The sequence below is a fragment of the Nitrospirillum amazonense genome, assembly GCF_029594735.1.
GTDB classification, from domain to species: Bacteria; Pseudomonadota; Alphaproteobacteria; order Azospirillales; family Azospirillaceae; genus Nitrospirillum; species Nitrospirillum amazonense.
The window spans coordinates 281,864-298,715 of record NZ_JARPAF010000002.1 but is presented as its reverse complement, the minus strand read 5'-3'; the positions used below and the strand labels follow the sequence as shown (position 1 = coordinate 298,715).

The following is a 16,852-nucleotide window of genomic DNA, read 5'->3' as shown; positions in this document are numbered from 1 at the left end:
AGAAATCGCCCATCCGCCGGGGTCAAGCGTCGGCCCTGTTACGGTTATCATCGCGCCGGGGGGTGGGCATGCGCCCCTGGGTGGCTGGACAGCGGCGCCCCTCGCTGCTATGGCAAGAACGCTATCTCGGGAGGAACCATGTCCGAGCGGAAAAAGCCCCTCGTCATCGTGACGCGCAAGCTGCCCGATGTCATCGAGACACGGATGATGGAGCTGTTCGATACACGGCTCTCCACCGACGACCATGCCATGACGCCCGCCGAACTGGCGGAGGCGGTCAAGGTCGCCACCGTCGTCGTCCCCACCGTGACCGACCGCCTGGACGCCACCGTCCTGGCCCACGCCGGCCCGCAGCTGAAGCTGATCGCCAACTTCGGCAACGGCGTCGACCACATCGACCTGAAAGCGGCGCGTGAGCGCGGCATCATGGTCACCAACACGCCGGGCGTCCTGACCGAGGACACGGCCGACATGACCATGGCCCTGATCCTGGCGACCGCCCGGCGCGTGGGCGAGGGCGAGCGGCTGATCCGCGCCGGCCAGTGGACGGGCTGGGGCCCCACCCTGATGCTGGGCACGCGCATCTGGGGCAAGCGCCTGGGCATCGTCGGCATGGGACGCATCGGCCAGGCGCTGGCCCGTCGCGCCCGGGGCTTCGGCCTGTCGGTGCACTACCACAACCGGCACCGCGTCCATCCCGAGATCGAGCAGGAGCTGGAGGCGACCTATTGGGAAAGCCTGGACCAGATGCTGGCGCGGATGGACATCATCTCCATCAACTGCCCGCACACGCCGGCGACCTACCATCTGCTGTCCGCCCGCCGGCTGAACCTGCTGCGTCCCAACAGCATCATCGTCAATACCGCGCGCGGCGAGGTGATCGACGAGAACGAGCTGACGCGCAAGCTGGCCAAGGGCGAGATCGGCGCCGCCGGCCTGGACGTGTTCGAGCAGGAACCGGCCATCAACCCCAAGCTGCTGGCCCTTTCCAACGTGGTGCTGCTGCCGCACATGGGCTCCGCCACCATCGAGGGGCGGCAGGACATGGGCGAGAAGGTCATCGTCAACATCAAGACCTTCGTCGACGGCCACAAGCCGCCCGACCGGGTTATCGAATCCATGTTCTGACGCTCGCGAAAAGATGTTCCGGCGGCCTTGATCAGGGGCGCCGGACATCTTGACGGGGGCTCTTTTTCACACCATATGGGGTTGACTGGCGTTTTATGGCACCAGGAATGGTGGGGGCTGTGACAACCGGCGGCGACGCTGGCCTGCATCCCTTCCGGCACATGGCGGATGGCGCATGAAAACCCTTTGCGCAAAACGCCGTGGCGACTATGATCCGCCGCAGCAATCCTCATAACGATCCGGCCATCGACAATCTGGTGGCTGGCTGGAACGCTTTGCGGGTGGGCCATTGGCCCACTTTTTTTATTATCTGGGGTCGGCGATGTCAGGCGGGCAAGTTTCGCCCCATAACCGTCCCCAAGCGAAGGCGGGGACGGCCCGATCGGCCGTTCCCTGGATAGAGATCGATGGACGTACAGGAACGCATCGCCGGTATCATCGCCCCCTCGGTTGAGGCCATGGGCTACGACCTGGTGCGCGTGTCGCTGACGGGCAACGCCCGCCCGACGCTGCAGATCATGGCGGAGCGTGTGGACGGCGCCGCCATGACGGTGGATGACTGCGCGGAGATCAGCCGCGCCGTGTCGGCCCTGCTGGACGTGGAAGACCCCATCGATGTCGCCTACACGCTGGAGGTCAGCAGCCCCGGCATCGACCGGCCGCTGACCCGGCCCAAGGATTTCGAGCGCTTCGCGGGTTTCGAGGTGCGGGTGGAGACGTCGCAGCCGGTGGATGACCGGCGCCGCTTCATCGGCATGCTGAAGGGGATCGAGGACGGCAAGGTGCTGGTGGAAATGCCCACCGGTCCGGCCGCCGTGCCGTTCGACCTGATCCTGCGGGCCAAGTTGGTGATGAACGACGCGCTGCTGAAGGCGGCCGCCGAGGGCAAACACCAGCACTGACCCCGTTTCCCCCTAGTCGCTCCGCATCATACCAACAGTCGTTCTTACTGACGTAACAGAAGGCAAGGTTCGCTTCGATGGAACTTCTTCAAGTCGCTGACGCCGTCGCCCGCGAAAAGAACATCGAGAAAGAGCATGTGCTCGAGGCGATGGAAGAGGCCATCAAGAAGGCTGGCCGGTCCAAGTACGGCCACGAGCACGACATCCGCGCCCGCATCGACCGCAAGACCGGCGACATCCACCTGATGCGCTATCTGGAAGTGGTCGAGACGGTCGAGGACGAGGCGACCCAGGTCTCCGTGGCCCAGGCCAAGCGCAAGCGCCCGGATGCCAAGGTCGGCGACTTCCTGATCGACCCGCTGCCGCCCATCGACTTCGGCCGTATCGCCGCGCAGACCGCCAAGCAGGTGATCGTGCAGAAGGTGCGCGAGGCCGAGCGCGACCGTCAGTATGACGAGTACAAGGATCGCATGGGCGACATCGTCAACGGTCTGGTCAAGCGCGTGGAATACGGCAACGTGACCGTGGACCTGGGCCGCGCCGAGGCGGTGCTGCGCCGCGACGAATGCCTGCCGCGTGAGCACTTCAAGAACGGCGACCGCGTGCGCGCCTACATCTACGACGTGCGGCGCGAGCCGCGCGGCCCGCAAATCTTTCTTTCGCGCACCCATCCGGCCTTCATGGCCGGCCTGTTCAAGCAGGAAGTGCCGGAAATCTACGACGGCATCATCGAGATCAAGGCCGTGGCCCGCGACCCGGGCAGCCGCGCCAAGATCGCCGTCATCAGCAATGACAGCGCCATCGACCCCGTGGGCGCCTGCGTCGGCATGCGCGGCAGCCGCGTCCAGGCCGTGGTCGGCGAGCTGCAGGGCGAGAAGATCGACATCATCCCCTGGAACCGCGACGCCGCCACCTTCGTGGTGAACGCGCTGGCCCCGGCCGAGGTCGCCAAGGTGGTGCTGGACGAGGAGACCAAGCGCATCGAGGTGGTGGTGCCCGACGACCAGCTGTCGCTGGCCATCGGCCGCCGCGGCCAGAATGTCCGCCTGGCGTCCATGCTGACCGGCTGGGACATCGACATCATGACGGAGCAGGAGGAATCCGACCGTCGCACCGAGGAGTTCAAGACCCGGTCGCAGATGTTCATCGAGGCCCTGGACGTTGACGACGTGATCGCCCATCTGCTGGTGGCCGAGGGCTTCAGCTCGGTGGAGGAAATCGCCTACGTCGATACCGAGGAACTGACCTCGATCGATGCCTTCGACGAGGACGTGGCCGAGGAACTGCGGGAACGCGCCCGCAATTTCCTGGAAGAGCAGAACAGCCGCCTGGAAAACCGCCGCAAGGAACTGGGTGTCACCGACGAGGTGGCGGCCATCGAGGCGCTGACGGCCCCCATGCTGGTCAAGCTGGGCGAGAAGGGCGTCAAGACGCTGGACGACTTCGCCGACCTGGCGGGCGACGAGCTCATCGAAATCCTGGGCAAGGACTCGATGAGCGAGGACGAAGCCAATGAGCTGATCATGGCGGCCCGCGCCCACTGGTTCGCGGACGAAGAGTCCGGCGCGGACGCCTGAGGGGGGCCTGGTTCATGGTCTCCCCGCAGGTCTCGGGACCGGCGATGACACCGGACCCCGACGCGCCGCTGCTGCCGGAAGGCGAGGCGGAGGCGGTCGGGGGGGCCAAAAGCCCACTGCGCCGGTGCATCGCCAGCGGGGTGGTGGGAGAGAAGGACGGGATGATCCGTTTTGTCGTCGGACCCGACGGCACGGTCGTCCCCGATGTGGAGGAAACCCTGCCCGGACGCGGGCTGTGGTTGACGGCGGACCCCGCCTTGGTTGAAAAGGCGGTCGCCAAAGGTTTGTTCGCCAAGGCGGCGCGCCGGTCGGTGCGCACCCCGGCGGACTTGGGGGCCCAGGTGTCGGGCCTTCTGCGTCGCCGTTGTCTGGACCTGGTCGGGCTCGCCCGGCGGGGCGGCCAGGCGGTGGCGGGGTTTGAGAAGGTGGCTGCGGCGCTGCGCGCCAAGGCCATCGGTACGCGGTCAGGCATAGGGCTCAGGCTGGAGGCGTCCGATGGGGCTGCCGACGGCCGGTCCAAGCTGGACGCGCTGTCCCCCGGCATCCCGGTGGTCGATATCTTCGACCGGGGGGAGCTGGGCATGGCGCTGGGCCGCGATGACGCGGTGCATGCCGTGGTGGGTGCCGGACCGCTGGTCCAGCGCCTGCAGCGGGAGGCGGACAGGCTACGCGCCCTCTCCAAGGGGCGTTAGGCCCAGCGCTGGGTAAGGGATGGCCTTGGGGCATCGGCCCCGGGGCGACAACGATGAAACAGTCGGAAATCGTATGACTGACACGAGCGACCAGGACCGCAAGAAGTTGAGCCTTACCGGTCGAGGCAAGCTGGAGCTGAAGAAGACGGTGGACGCGGGATCCGTGCGCCAGAGCTTCTCGCACGGCCGCACCAAGACCGTTGCGGTTGAGGTCAAGCGCAAGCGAACCTTTGAACAGGGCGCCCGTCCCGGCGTGGCCGATGGCGGCGCCGCCGCCCGCGCCGCCGCCGAGGGCCGTCCCGCGCAGGGCGGTGGCCGTGGCCAGCCGCCGCGTGGCGGCGCCCCGCGCCAGCTGACCGACAGCGAGCGTGAAGCCCGTCTGCGCGCCTTGCGCGCCATGGGCGAGAACCCTGCCCAGGAGGACGTGGCCGACGAGCTGCTGGACGAGGTGGCCGCCGACGACCTGCCGATGGCCGACGAGGCCCCGGCCGAGGCCGCGCCCGCGCCTGAGCCCGTGGTCGAGGAGCCGGTCAACGACGGTCCCCTGGACGACGAAACCCTGCGTCGCCGCGAGCTGGAAGAGCTGCGGATGATCCAGGAAGAGGAAAAGCGCGTCGCCGCCGAGGCGGAGAAGCGCCGCCAGGAGGAAGAGGCCAAGCGCAAGGAGGCCGAGGCCGCCCGCAAGGCCGAAGAGGCCCCGCGCGCCGCCCGCCCCGCCGCCGGCAACACCGCGTCGACCACGACCGCCGCCACGGACGCCGCAGCCCCGCGTGGCCCCCTGGCCCCGCGCGCCGTCGATGACGAGGATGACGAGGGTGGGCGCCGCCGCGCCGGCCCCGGTGGTGCGGCGAAGACCGCCAGCAAGGTGGCGGCCCCGGCCCCGGCCAAGGCCGCCAAGGGTGGCGAGCGTCGCCGGAACGCCGGCAAGCTCACCATTTCGCAGGCGCTGAGCGACGAGGGCGGTGGCGCCCCGCGTGGCCGCAGCATGGCCGCGCTGCGCCGCGCCCGTGAACGTGAAAAGCAGCGCCTGAGCGGGCGTCAGGATACGCAAAAAGTGACCCGCGACGTCATCATCCCCGAAGTCATCACCGTGCAGGAACTGGCCAACCGTATGGCCGAGCGCGGTGCCGACGTGATCAAGGCGCTGATGCGCATGGGCGTGATGGCCACCATCACCCAGAACATCGACACCGACACCGCCGAGCTGATCGTGACGGAATTCGGCCACCGCGCGCACCGCGTGTCGGAAGCCGACGTCGAGGTGGGTGTGAAGGGCGACCTGGACCGCAGCGAGGACCTGCTGCCGCGTCCGCCGGTCGTCACCGTCATGGGCCACGTCGACCACGGCAAGACCTCGCTGCTGGACGCCCTGCGCCACACCGACGTCGCCAGCCGCGAGGCCGGCGGCATCACGCAGCACATCGGCGCCTACCAGGTGCAGTTGGCGGCGGGTTCGCGCATCACCTTCATCGACACCCCCGGCCACGCCGCCTTCACCGAGATGCGCGCCCGCGGCGCCAACGTCACGGACGTGGTGGTGCTGGTGGTGGCCGCCGATGACGGCGTCATGCCGCAGACGGTCGAGGCCATCCAGCACGCCAAGGCGGCCGAGGTTCCGATCATCATCGCCATCAACAAGTGCGACCTGCCCGGCGCCAAGCCGGACCGGGTGCGGCAGGAACTGCTGCAGCACGGCCTGGTGGTCGAGGCCATGGGCGGCGACGTCCTGGACGTGGAAGTGTCGGCCAAGACGGGCAAGGGCCTGGACAAGCTGGAGGAAAACATCCTCCTGCAGGCCGAAATCCTGGAGCTGAAGGCCAACCCCGACCGCACGGCCGAAGGCGTCGTCGTGGAAGCCAAGCTGGAGCGCGGCCGTGGTTCCGTGGCCACCATGCTGGTGCAGCGCGGCACGCTGAAGGTGGGCGACATCGTCGTCGCGGGCAGCGAGTGGGGCCGCGTGCGCGCCCTGGTCAACGACCGTGGCCAGAATGTCGAGAACGCCGGTCCCGCCACCCCGGTGGAGGTGCTGGGCCTGAATGCCACGCCGCTGGCCGGTGACGAGTTCTCGGTCGTCGAGAGCGAGGCCCGCGCCCGCGAAATCACCGAATTCCGTCAGCGCAAGAAGCGGGAGGCCCAGGTCGCCCAGTCGGCGCGTGGTTCGCTGGAACAGATGTTCAAGCAGATCCAGGCGGGTGAGGTGAAGGAACTGCCGCTGGTCATCAAGGGCGACGTGCAGGGTTCCATCGAGGCGATCTCCGGCACGCTGGAAAAGCTGGCCGGCGACAATGCCGAGGTCAAGGTGCGCGTCCTGCACTCCGGCGTGGGCGCCATCAACGAGAGCGACGTCACGCTGGCCAACGCCTCGCGCGGCATCATCATCGGCTTCAACGTCCGCGCCAACCCGCAGGCCCGTGAAATGGCCAAGCGGGACAACGCGGAGATCCGCTACTACTCGGTCATCTACGACATCATCGACGATGTCCGTGCCCTGCTGACCGGTATGCTGAAGCCCGTCCTGCGCGAACGCTTCCTGGGCAACGCGCAGATCCTGGAGGTGTTCAACATCACCAAGGTCGGCAAGGTCGGCGGCTGCCGCGTGACGGAAGGCATCGTGAAGCGCGGCGCCGGCGTGCGCCTGCTGCGCGACAACGTCGTCATCCATGAGGGCACGCTCAAGACGCTCAAGCGCTTCAAGGACGAAGTCAAGGAAGTGCGCGAAGGTTACGAGTGCGGCATGGCCTTCGAGAACTACGACAATATCCAGGCGGGCGACGTCATCGAAGCCTACGAGATGGAAGAGGTGGCCCGCGCCCTGTAAGGCGCGTGCCACCCGGCCGTCTCGGCTGGATCAGAGTTTCTGCCTGACAACCCGGCCGTCCGGTCCAACCCCGGACGGCCGTTTTGGCTCTTACCCGAGCCCTTTGGGCCCGGCGCCGTTCCCGTGATGGAACGGGCGGGCCGGCCCCACCCCCGACGATGGGTGGCGGAGCCCATTTATTAGGATAACGACCCATGAGCCGACATGGTGACGCCGACCTGCGCGCCGGCAAGGCCCCCTCTCAACGTCAGCTGCGCGTGGGCGAGGAATTGCGCCACGCCCTCGCCGACATCCTGCGCCGGGCCGACTTCCGCGACCCCGACCTGCATGACCTCAACGTGACGGTCAGCGAGGTGCGCATCAGCCCCGACCTGAAGAACGCCACGGCCTTCGTCATGCCGCTGGGTGGCGGCCATCCGGAGCAGATCAAGGCGCTGAACCGCGTTTCGGCCTACCTGCGCAGCCAGGTGGCCAAGGCCATGCGGCTGCAGCACGTGCCACGCCTCAGCTTCCAGGTCGACGTGTCCTTCGACTACGCCCAGCGCATCGACCAACTGCTGCACCGCCCCGACGTGCAGCGCGACCTCGATCATGACCATGACGGTCATGAGGACGCCGACGACGGCGCTGACGAGGGCGCGGAGGAAGGCACGGAGCGCCACGATGGCCCGTAAGCGCAAGGGCCGGCCGCTGCACGGCTGGCTGGTGCTGGACAAGCCGCCGGGCATGACCAGCACCCAGGCCATGGCCAAGGTGCGCTGGCTGATGCAGGCGGAAAAGGCGGGCCACGCCGGCACGCTGGACCCCATCGCCACCGGCATCCTGCCCATCGCCTTCGGCGAGGCCACCAAGACCGTGTCCTACGCCATGGACTGCGGCAAGACCTACCGCTTCACCCTGCGCTTCGGTGAGTCCCGCACCACCGACGATTTGGCGGGGGAGGTGACGGCCACCCACGACCACCGTCCCAGCGACGAGGCCATCGAGGCGGCGCTGGAGAGTTTCCAGGGCGAGATCAGCCAGGTGCCGCCGCAGTTCTCCGCCATCAAGGTGGCGGGCGAGCGGGCCTATGATCTGGCGCGGGAAGGCGAGCGGGTGGACCTGGCGCCGCGCATCGTGCGCGTGGACAGCTTCCTGCTGACCGGCCGCCCGGATGCCGACCACGCCGAGTTCGAGGTGGAGTGCGGCAAGGGCACCTATATGCGCTCCCTGGCACGGGACTTGGCGCTGGCCTTGGGCACGGTGGGGCATGTGTCCGTCCTGCGGCGTTTGCGGGTCGGGCGGTTCACCATGGACCAGGCGATTTCGCTTGACGAATTGGAACGGGTGGCGCAGACACCCACGGTCGAAGGACTTCTGCAACCGATCGAGACCGCGCTGGACGACATCCCGGCGCTGGCCCTGGCGGAAGCGGAAGCGCACCGACTGAGACACGGACAAACGGTGGCGCTGCTGCGCCGTCATGATCTGGAACGGCTGGACGCCATTCACGATCAGTTGGCGGGCGGGGAGCCCATCGCGCTTGCCATTTCAGGTGGCAAGCCGGTGGCGTTGGTCCATGTCGAGGGGGCGGAGGTCCGTCCGGTGCGCGTTTTGAACCTCTAAGTGATGGAGACGACGATGTCGATCACTGCCGAGCGCAAGCAGGCGCTCATTGCCGAGTACAAGACCGCCGAAGGCGACACCGGTTCGCCCGAGGTGCAGGTCGCGATCCTGACGGAACGCATCACCAACCTGACCGACCACATGAAGTCCCACAACAAGGACTTCCACTCCCGCCGTGGCCTGCTGGTCATGGTGAGCCAGCGCCGCAGCCTGCTGGACTACCTGAAGCGCAAGGACGCCGCCCGCTACACGTCGCTGATTCAGCGCCTGGGCCTGCGTCGCTAAGGGTATGGTCCGGACGGCGCCGCCGGCGCAAGCGACCGCAGTGACCGGTGGTACCGGCCACCCGCCTTCCGGCGGGACCGGCGCCCCGACGCTGCCGTTCCGCGCGCAGAACGCGGTCCGGATGATCCAAAAGCGGATGAGTGCGATTATTGAGTAGTGCAGATGGCCAGCCGGGGTGGACCCGGCTGGCCATCTGTCATTTAAAGGTTTCTAATGCGGGTGCTGCCGATAGGGCCCCGGCTCGGCCGTCCAATCCGGGACGTGATCCGAGTATCGGATGGAAGGAAGAAAGATATGTTCAAGGTTTTCCGTAAAGAGATGGAATGGGGCGGCCGCAAGCTGGTCCTCGAGACGGGCAAGGTCGCCCGCCAGGCTGATGGCGCTGTCATTGCCACCTACGGCGACACGGTCGTGCTCTGCACCGCCGTCGGCGCCAAGTCCGTGAAGCCGGGCCAGGACTTTTTCCCCCTGACCGTCAACTACCAGGAAAAGGCGTTCGCCGCCGGCAAGATCCCGGGCGGCTTCTTTAAGCGCGAGGGCCGTCCGACCGAGAAGGAGGTGCTGACCTCCCGCCTCATCGACCGCCCCATCCGCCCGCTGTTCGTCGATGGCTTCCGCAACGAGGTGCAGGTCGTCTGCACCGTGCTGAGCCATGACCTGGAAAACGATCCCGACATCGTCTCCATGATCGGCGCCTCCGCCGCTCTGACGCTGTCCGGCCTGCCCTTCCTGGGCCCCATCGGCGGCGCCCGCGTCGGCTACAAGGATGGCGAGTTCATCCTGAACCCGACGCTGGAGCAGATCGAGACCACCGACCTGGACCTGGTGGTTGCCGGCACGCAGGAAGGCGTGCTGATGGTCGAATCGGAAGCCAAGGAGCTGTCCGAGGAGATCATGCTGAAGGCCGTCATGTTCGGCCACACCGCCTTCCAGCCGGTGATCAACATGATCATCGACCTGGCCGAGCAGGCCGCCAAGGATCCGTGGGATTTGCCGCCGCCGGCCTATGACAAGGCCGCGCTGAAGGCCAAGCTGAACGAACTGGTGGGCGCCGACATCCGCGCCGCCTACACCCTGACCGTGAAGCAGGAACGGTATGAGGCCATCTCCACCGCCAAGAAGAAGGCGGTCGAGGCTCTGACGGTGGACGCGGCCTACACGGCGGAAGCCGTCGGCAGCACCTTCAAGGATCTGGAGGCCGACGTGCTGCGCGGCACGGTCCTGGAGACCGGCAAGCGCATTGACGGCCGCAGCACCGTCGATATCCGTCCCATCGTGGCGGAAGTGGGCGTGCTGCCCCGGGCCCACGGTTCGTCCCTGTTCACCCGCGGCGAGACCCAGGCCCTGGTGGTCGCCACCCTGGGCACCGCCCAGGACGAGCAGATCGTGGACGCGCTGGAAGGCGAATACCGCGAAAACTTCATGCTGCACTACAACTTCCCCCCGTACTCCGTGGGTGAAGCCGGCCGCATGGGCAGCCCGGGCCGCCGCGAGATCGGCCACGGCAAGCTGGCCTGGCGCGCCGTGCACCCGCTGCTGCCGTCCAAGGAAGCCTTCCCCTACACCCTGCGCCTGGTCTCCGAGATCACCGAGTCCAACGGCTCGTCCTCCATGGCCACCGTCTGCGGCACCTCGCTGTCGCTGATGGACGCCGGCGTGCCGCTGCCGCGTCCTGTGGCCGGCATCGCCATGGGTCTGATCAAGGAAGATACCGGCGTCGCCGTGCTGTCCGACATCCTGGGTGATGAGGATCATCTGGGCGACATGGACTTCAAGGTGGCCGGCACCGAGGCGGGCGTGACCGCCCTGCAGATGGACATCAAGATCACCTCGATCACCGAGGACATCATGAAGGTCGCCCTGGCGCAGGCCAAGGACGGCCGTCTGCACATCCTGGGCGAGATGGCCAAGGCCATCGGTGGCGCCCGTGACGCCGTGAACCAGAATGCCCCGCGCATCACCGTGATCAACATCCCGAAGGAGAAGATCCGCGACGTGATCGGCTCCGGCGGCAAGGTGATCCGTGAGATCGTGGAGCAGACCGGCGCCAAGATCGACATCGAGGACGACGGCACCGTGAAGGTGGCGGCCGTGGACAGCAAAGCGTCCGACGCCGCCATCAAGTGGATCAAGGGCATCGTCGCCGAACCCGAGGTGGGTGAGATTTACGTCGGCAAGGTCGTGAAGGTCATGGACTTCGGCGCCTTCGTGAACTTCCTGGGCGCCCGTGACGGCCTGGTCCACATCTCCGAACTGTCGCCGCAGCGCGTGGCCAAGGTGACCGACGTGGTCAACCAGGGCGACGAGGTGAAGGTGAAGGTCCTGGGCTTCGACGATCGCGGCAAGGTGAAGCTGTCGATGAAGGTCGTCGACCAGGCCACCGGCGAGGACCTGAGCAAGAAGGACAAGGCCGAGGAGGCGTAAGCCCCAGGGCCGGACTTTTGCCCCAGCGGCAGGGGGCTCCTTGCCGCTGGTAGCCCGCAAGGGCGGGCGCCAGAGTTTCGCGGGCAGCGTCAGCGGACTGCAAAACGAGGAAGGCCAGCGGGCGGATGCCCGCGCCCGCCGCTTGAGGGGGACCTATAATAAGCCCGAGGCATCCGGCCGCAGCCGATGCCTTTGGTTAAGGATTAAGCCGCCCAGGGTAGCTTGGGCGGCTTTTTCTATGTCCGCCGCGTGCCGACAACGATCCATTTGTGGCGAAGTCTGGGCACTAATTCGGTCTAGCCATGAAATAAGGGCTTAGTATTGATTTCCAGCCGTGCGCTGAGGGCATGGAAAGTGTGACGATCCTCACAGGTTATGACCGTCTCGAGGGCGTAATGAATCGGTCATCCATCAGTAGTTACCCGCAATAGTAGCGCGATGGACTTGAAGGTGATGACGAAACATCGCCGAAACACGCCCAAGTTTTATTGCTTGCAGCAATGAAATTGTGGCGGATTAGGGACCTTGAAGGAGAGTTACCATGTCGCATTTACGGACTATTGTCTTGGCCGCTTCGGCTCTGGTCGCGGTTGCCGCGACGCCGGCCCTGGCGCAGAGCACGTTCGATGGCGGCTATGTTGGTGCCAACGCCGGCTATGACTGGTTCAACGCCCATCAGCGGGCCACCGTCGGCGGCCAGCAGAGCACGCCCAGCCATGAGACCCAGGGTTTCAACGGCGGCCTCTTCGCCGGCTACGGCCAGACCGTTTATGACAACATCTATGTCGGCGCCGAAGGCGAAGCCAATTTCTATACCGGCGACCGGACCTACAGCGACGCCCTGGGCAGCTACCGCGTGCAGCCCAACTACAGCGCCGGCGTCAGCGCCCGCCTGGGCTACGTGGTCCAGCCCGACCTGCTGCTGTTCGGCCGTGTGGGCTATCAGCACACCTCCATCGATACGACCAACGCCCTGACGGGTGGCGCCTCCCGCCAATACGCTCAGGACTATGACGGTGTGAAGTACGGCGTCGGCGCCGATTACGCCATCGATGAGCACCTGTTCACCCGCATCGAGTACGACTACACCGACTACTCGCACTCCACGCGGGATCTGGCCGGCGGCCAGCTGCGCACGACCCCGGACGAAAGCCAGGTCCGCGTCGGCGTCGGCATCCGCTTCTGATAAAAGCGCGCCTCTTGAGGAAAAGGCCCGGGCTCATCCCCGGGCCTTTTTCATGTTCGAACGCCCTTTTCTCAGGATGCGACCGCCTTACGCAAACCAGTCATCGCGTGGAATACGTCGCCCAGGTGCGCACGGGCCCCGTGTCCACATGGGTGTGGCCGCTGCCATCGTAGAAGGCGGCGCCGCCGCGCTGCATGGTCTTTGCGATCTCGGTGATGGCGTCGCCCTTCAGCGCCGGGATGCGGATGTCGGCGGCGCGGCCCTGCATGTGGAAGCTTTCGCGGGCGGCGTTGCGGTTGACCTTGACCAGGGCGGCATTGGTCTCGGGTGAGCGGTAGCCCGACAGGATGTCCACCTGCGTGGTCGGCGGCAGGCTGGATCGCAGGATGACGCCGCTGATGAAGTCCATCAGCGCCGGGTCGATGTCATGGGTCTCGCCGGTATGGCGATCGCGCATGATGTGCGCCACCTCGGCCATGGCGTGGGCGTCATAGGCGCCGTCATGCCAGTAGATGACGTCCACCTTCTCCTTGCTAGGCGGATGCACCAGCACGACGCGGCGGATGGCGGCGGTATTTGCCGGCGGCAAGTCGGCCTCCGCCGGGGGCACGGGGAAGGGCTTGGGCGCGCCGCCGCCGCACGCCGCGACCACGGCCAGCATCAGGGAAAGGGATGCCGCCCGGGCGAACCGGAAAGGGGGTTTTGTCATGGGGCCAGCCGATATCCGCCGGGTTCGGTCACCAGCAGGACGGCGTTGGCCGGGTCCCGCTCTATCTTCTGTCGCAAGCGATAGATATGGGTTTCCAGGGTGTGGGTGGTGACGCCTTCGTTATAGTTCCACACCTGGTCCAGCAACTGCTCCCTGCTGATGACCGCGCCCTCGGCGCGGTGCAGATAGGCCAGGATTTGCGCTTCCTTGTCGGTCAGCCGGGTTTCGGCGCCGGTGCCGTCCTCCCGCAGGGTGCGGGCGACCGCGCGGAACTCATAGGGGCCGATGCGCAGGGCGGGGTCGTCGCCCGTGGGCCGGGCATGCTGGCGCAGCTTGGTCAGCAGCGTGCCGATGCGGAACGGCTTCACCAGCCGGTCGCTGCAGCCCGCCACGTCGGGTTCCCCCTCCGCCGCCATCAGCAGGATGGGGCAGTCCACACCGGCCTGGCGCAAGGCGGCGCAGACGGCGGCCCCGTCCATGTCGGGCAGGCGGCTGGCCAGCAGAATGGCCTCGAACGAAACCTCCTGCGCGGCGGCCAGCGCCGTGGCGCCATGGGCGGCCTGCCGCACGTCGAATTCCTCCAAAGCCGTCAGCTGTTCGGCCAACAGGTGACGCAGGGTTTCGTCATCCTCAACCAGCAACAGTTTCTTGGAGCCTGGGGTCGTCATAGGCCTGGACTAGGGCAACGGGGACGGAGGCGGACGGACAGTCTTGTCGTCTTCTTACCATGGGTGCGGATCGTTCGCACGGGAGTCCATGGGCGCATGCCCCATGGGTTGAGCTTCCTCTCTATCGCCTGGCCAGGATGTCGGCGTGGCCCACGATCAGCTCCACCCGCATGACGGCGGCGCGGCGGCGCTCGCGCCAGGCGCCGACGCGGTCGGCCATGGCGGGATCGCGTGCTTCCGCCTGGGCGGCCAGAATGTCCACCAGGTCCAGGTGTGCCTGTCGGGCGCGCAGGCCAGACAGCCGCCAGTCCGACCGGGCGCCGTCCAGGCGATAGCCCGCGGCCTCCAGCCTTTCCACCAGAACCGGGGAGGCCTGATCGCCCAGCGGCGGGCCGAAGCCATAGTCGCGCTGGGCCGCGGCCGTCGCCAGTTCCACCACCATCCCATCGTCCGGATCCTCTGGCCGCCAGAGCAGCCGGCCATCCTGCACCCCAGTGGCCAATACGGGCGGCAGGCCGCTGGCCGCCAGTTCGACAACGAAATGGTCCAGCCATTCCGCCGATACGCGATCGAAGAAGGCATTGCCGGTAACGCCGTCATGGCGCTGGATGCCCAGGTCGTGCAGGTCGGACGACATGTCCTGTTGGATCAGGGTCAGGCGGCTGCGCATGTCGTCGCCGAACAGGATCAGCTCGCCCACCGCACCCGGTGTCCCGGCTTCCGGCGGGTTGCGGGCCATGCCCCAGCCCAATTCATGCGCCCAGCGCTGCATCCGCTCCGCCACGCCGCCCAGGACCGTGGCGTCGGTGTCCATCAGGGTCCAATCCTGGATCATGCGCCCCAGGCGGGGCAGCAGATGGCGGACGTTGGCGCCCAGGCCGGCGCCCAGATCCAGGACATGGGGGCGCGACGGCACCATGCGGGCGAATTCCCAGGCCAGCTCGATGGCCCGCGCCTTATCGTCCAGCGGCTCGCGCAGGGCCTGCCAGTCGCTGTCGATGATCTGCGGCTGGATCATGCGTCGCCTCCGCGACCACCGCCGGGGGGCGGGCCGGAAGAGGGGGCTGAGGCCGGGGCGAAGGCACGGAACATCCCGTTAGGGTCCTGACGTGACGGGGTCGGCGCAGGGGCCGGAAACAAACGGAAACGGGGCGGGAAACACCGTTGCATCAGCGGGTTACCGGGGTGTCCGCCACACCGTCGGCCCACCGCCCGATGGTCGGATGCGCCACTTACTCTGGTGTTTCCCGCCCGGAAAAGCCATGGCGCGATCGGTCATATCGGCTGGCCGCCCGGCGCGGGGCTGGCGGGGCGAGCGACGCGGCGTGGGATTTATTCCGCACGCCGTCCCACCGCCGGGCTGGGGACCCATGCAACGCTAGCGCTTCGCCCGCGCACCGGGGACCGATACCGTGTGATTTGGGCGGAAGTGGTTGTGCCGGGCGGGCCAAATGACCATTTGCTGCCCATGCGCCGGTGCCCATTTTTCGTGCCGTCCCTCAGCCTAAGTCCCAAGGCCCCGTGCCGTTCTCCCGTGTCGCCTGGATATACCCGCATGTCGCTCGCCGCCGAACCCATCTCGCCCCTGCTGCGGACCGCCAGCCGCTCCGTCCAGCGCGCGGTGTCCGAGCTGCGCCGCGGCGATCTGGTGATGCTGCAGGGCGGTGACGACCGTGTCCTGCTGGTGCGCGCGGCAGAGATGGCGGACGCCCCGGCCCTGGCTCTGTTGCGGCAGGCGGCGACCCAAGCCGGCGGGGGCGAGCCCGCCCTGGTGGTGACCGACAAGCGCGCCATCGCCGCAGGCCTGCTGACCCGGGCGGTGGAGCCGGCGCAGGCCGACCCCATGGGGGCCGGCACCGTGGTCATCGCTCCGGCTCCGGGCCCGTCGAGCCAAGGCACATCGGGTCAAGGCCTGACGCCCGACCTGGTGCGCCTGCTGGCCGACCCCACCCGCCCGGGCCACGCCACCCCCGGCATCACGCCCATCGTCCGCCCCTTCCCCTCCGCCGAGGGCGAGGCCCTGCTGCTGGTCAAGCTGGCGCGCCTGCTTCCGGCCGTCGTGGTGGCCGAGGTGCCGGCCGCCCGCGCCGCCGAGGTGGCGGCGCGCAATGACCTGCTGACGGTGCGGGGCGCCGACGTCCAGGCCTACCAGGCCGCCGGCGAGTCCACTCTGCGCCAGGTGGTGGAGGCTTCCGTCCCCCTGCTGGATGCGGAGGACACGCGCCTGATTGCCTTCCGCGCGCCCGACGGCGGGGTGGAGCATCTGGCCATCCTGATCGGCAATCCCGATCCGGCGCAGCCGGTGCTGGCCCGCCTGCATTCCGAATGCTTCACCGGCGACCTGCTGGGCTCCTTGCGCTGCGACTGCGGCGCCCAGCTGCGCGGCGCCATCCGCGAGATCGCGGCCCAGGGCAGCGGCGTGGTCCTGTACCTGGCGCAGGAGGGCCGCAACATCGGCCTGATGAACAAGCTGCGCGCCTACCGCCTTCAGGACGCCGGCGTCGACACGGTGGACGCCAACCTGATGGTGGGCTTCGAGGCGGACGAGCGCACCTACCTGCCGGCGGCCACCATGCTGAAGGCCCTGGGCTTCACCGCCGTGCGGCTGATGACCAACAACCCGGACAAGCTGTCCCAGCTGGCCCGCTGGGGCGTGCAGGTGGTGGACCGCGTCCCCCACATCTTCCCCGCCAACGGCCACAACATCGCCTACCTGCGCACCAAGGCGGAAAAGGCCGGCCACCTGCTGTGATGGGCAGGGCTGGCCAAGGCCGGCAAGTCCGGCTGGCGCCGCCCGGTTGAATCTGCCGATGGGCGGTTTCGCATGACCGCGGATGCCGGCTAATACACTGAAAATA

The 16,852-nt window shown here is 67.6% G+C and carries 14 protein-coding genes; 11 read left to right on the top strand and 3 right to left on the bottom strand.

Annotated elements, in window-relative coordinates:
• Window positions 1-138 precede the first annotated feature (138 nt).
• The 10 genes from P5F91_RS07420 to P5F91_RS07375 all read left to right on the top strand — a co-directional run bounded on the left by P5F91_RS07420 (window position 139) and on the right by P5F91_RS07375 (window position 12,617).
• Complete coding sequence (locus P5F91_RS07420) at window positions 139-1,128, top strand: 2-hydroxyacid dehydrogenase (protein WP_040846616.1); 990 nt, start codon at window positions 139-141, stop codon at window positions 1,126-1,128.
• Window positions 1,129-1,535: 407 nt separating this feature from the next.
• On the top strand, window positions 1,536-2,030 hold the full coding sequence (gene rimP / locus P5F91_RS07415) for a ribosome maturation factor RimP (RefSeq protein WP_040846615.1): 495 nt from the start codon (window positions 1,536-1,538) through the stop codon (window positions 2,028-2,030).
• A gap of 77 nt (window positions 2,031-2,107) precedes the next feature.
• A complete protein-coding gene (nusA, locus tag P5F91_RS07410) occupies window positions 2,108-3,607 on the top strand; it encodes a transcription termination factor NusA (RefSeq protein ID WP_004272990.1) in 1,500 nt (499 codons plus the stop codon).
• A 14-nt stretch (window positions 3,608-3,621) separates the two neighbouring features.
• Window positions 3,622-4,299, top strand: coding sequence for an RNA-binding protein (locus tag P5F91_RS07405; RefSeq protein ID WP_246134394.1), 678 nt, complete (start codon window positions 3,622-3,624; stop codon window positions 4,297-4,299).
• A gap of 73 nt (window positions 4,300-4,372) precedes the next feature.
• Window positions 4,373-7,117 (top strand): translation initiation factor IF-2, encoded by a 2,745-nt coding sequence (infB, locus tag P5F91_RS07400; protein ID WP_277906914.1) that lies wholly within the window; start codon window positions 4,373-4,375, stop codon window positions 7,115-7,117.
• Window positions 7,118-7,311: 194 nt separating this feature from the next.
• Window positions 7,312-7,791 carry a 30S ribosome-binding factor RbfA gene (rbfA, locus tag P5F91_RS07395; protein ID WP_145610849.1) on the top strand — a complete coding sequence of 160 codons (480 nt, stop codon included), beginning with the start codon at window positions 7,312-7,314 and terminating at the stop codon, window positions 7,789-7,791.
• Complete coding sequence (gene truB, locus P5F91_RS07390) at window positions 7,781-8,722, top strand: tRNA pseudouridine(55) synthase TruB (RefSeq protein ID WP_145610850.1); 942 nt, start codon at window positions 7,781-7,783, stop codon at window positions 8,720-8,722. The genes rbfA and truB overlap by 11 nt, the downstream gene beginning before the upstream one ends.
• 15 nt (window positions 8,723-8,737) lie before the next feature.
• Window positions 8,738-9,007 (top strand): 30S ribosomal protein S15, encoded by a 270-nt coding sequence (gene rpsO / locus P5F91_RS07385; protein ID WP_145610851.1) that lies wholly within the window; start codon window positions 8,738-8,740, stop codon window positions 9,005-9,007.
• A 294-nt stretch (window positions 9,008-9,301) separates the two neighbouring features.
• On the top strand, window positions 9,302-11,431 hold the full coding sequence (gene pnp / locus P5F91_RS07380; protein WP_277906913.1) for a polyribonucleotide nucleotidyltransferase: 2,130 nt from the start codon (window positions 9,302-9,304) through the stop codon (window positions 11,429-11,431).
• A 565-nt stretch (window positions 11,432-11,996) separates the two neighbouring features.
• Window positions 11,997-12,617, top strand: coding sequence for an outer membrane protein (locus tag P5F91_RS07375; protein ID WP_186454747.1), 621 nt, complete (start codon window positions 11,997-11,999; stop codon window positions 12,615-12,617).
• A 100-nt stretch (window positions 12,618-12,717) separates the two neighbouring features.
• Here P5F91_RS07375 and P5F91_RS07370 read toward each other — a convergent pair whose 3' ends face one another.
• The 3 genes from P5F91_RS07370 to P5F91_RS07360 form a co-directional block, all read right to left on the bottom strand.
• Window positions 12,718-13,326 (bottom strand): YcbK family protein, encoded by a 609-nt coding sequence (locus P5F91_RS07370; RefSeq protein ID WP_145610854.1) that lies wholly within the window; start codon window positions 13,324-13,326, stop codon window positions 12,718-12,720.
• A complete protein-coding gene (locus tag P5F91_RS07365) occupies window positions 13,323-13,994 on the bottom strand; it encodes a response regulator transcription factor (RefSeq protein WP_145610855.1) in 672 nt (223 codons plus the stop codon). The genes P5F91_RS07370 and P5F91_RS07365 overlap by 4 nt, the downstream gene beginning before the upstream one ends.
• Window positions 13,995-14,115: 121 nt before the next feature.
• Window positions 14,116-15,012: a hypothetical protein gene (locus tag P5F91_RS07360; protein ID WP_277906912.1), complete on the bottom strand. Its 897-nt coding sequence runs from the start codon at window positions 15,010-15,012 to the stop codon at window positions 14,116-14,118.
• 537 nt (window positions 15,013-15,549) lie between these two features.
• Here P5F91_RS07360 and ribA point away from each other — a divergent pair.
• A complete protein-coding gene (ribA, locus tag P5F91_RS07355; protein ID WP_277906911.1) occupies window positions 15,550-16,746 on the top strand; it encodes a GTP cyclohydrolase II in 1,197 nt (398 codons plus the stop codon).
• The last annotated feature ends 106 nt before the right edge of the window (window positions 16,747-16,852 follow it).

Bases quoted from the DNA above. Each gene is read 5' to 3' on its own strand.
- P5F91_RS07420 (WP_040846616.1), top strand. From the start codon at position 139: ATGTCCGAGCGGAAAAAGCCCCTCGTCATCGTGACGCGCAAGCTGCCC.
- rimP (WP_040846615.1), top strand. From the start codon at position 1,536: ATGGACGTACAGGAACGCATCGCCGGTATCATCGCCCCCTCGGTTGAG.
- nusA (WP_004272990.1), top strand. From the start codon at position 2,108: ATGGAACTTCTTCAAGTCGCTGACGCCGTCGCCCGCGAAAAGAACATC.
- P5F91_RS07405 (WP_246134394.1), top strand. From the start codon at position 3,622: ATGGTCTCCCCGCAGGTCTCGGGACCGGCGATGACACCGGACCCCGAC.
- infB (WP_277906914.1), top strand. From the start codon at position 4,373: ATGACTGACACGAGCGACCAGGACCGCAAGAAGTTGAGCCTTACCGGT.
- rbfA (WP_145610849.1), top strand. From the start codon at position 7,312: ATGAGCCGACATGGTGACGCCGACCTGCGCGCCGGCAAGGCCCCCTCT.
- truB (WP_145610850.1), top strand. From the start codon at position 7,781: ATGGCCCGTAAGCGCAAGGGCCGGCCGCTGCACGGCTGGCTGGTGCTG.
- rpsO (WP_145610851.1), top strand. From the start codon at position 8,738: ATGTCGATCACTGCCGAGCGCAAGCAGGCGCTCATTGCCGAGTACAAG.
- pnp (WP_277906913.1), top strand. From the start codon at position 9,302: ATGTTCAAGGTTTTCCGTAAAGAGATGGAATGGGGCGGCCGCAAGCTG.
- P5F91_RS07370 (WP_145610854.1), bottom strand. From the start codon at position 13,326: ATGACAAAACCCCCTTTCCGGTTCGCCCGGGCGGCATCCCTTTCCCTG.
- P5F91_RS07365 (WP_145610855.1), bottom strand. From the start codon at position 13,994: ATGACGACCCCAGGCTCCAAGAAACTGTTGCTGGTTGAGGATGACGAA.
- P5F91_RS07360 (WP_277906912.1), bottom strand. From the start codon at position 15,012: ATGATCCAGCCGCAGATCATCGACAGCGACTGGCAGGCCCTGCGCGAG.
- ribA (WP_277906911.1), top strand. From the start codon at position 15,550: ATGTCGCTCGCCGCCGAACCCATCTCGCCCCTGCTGCGGACCGCCAGC.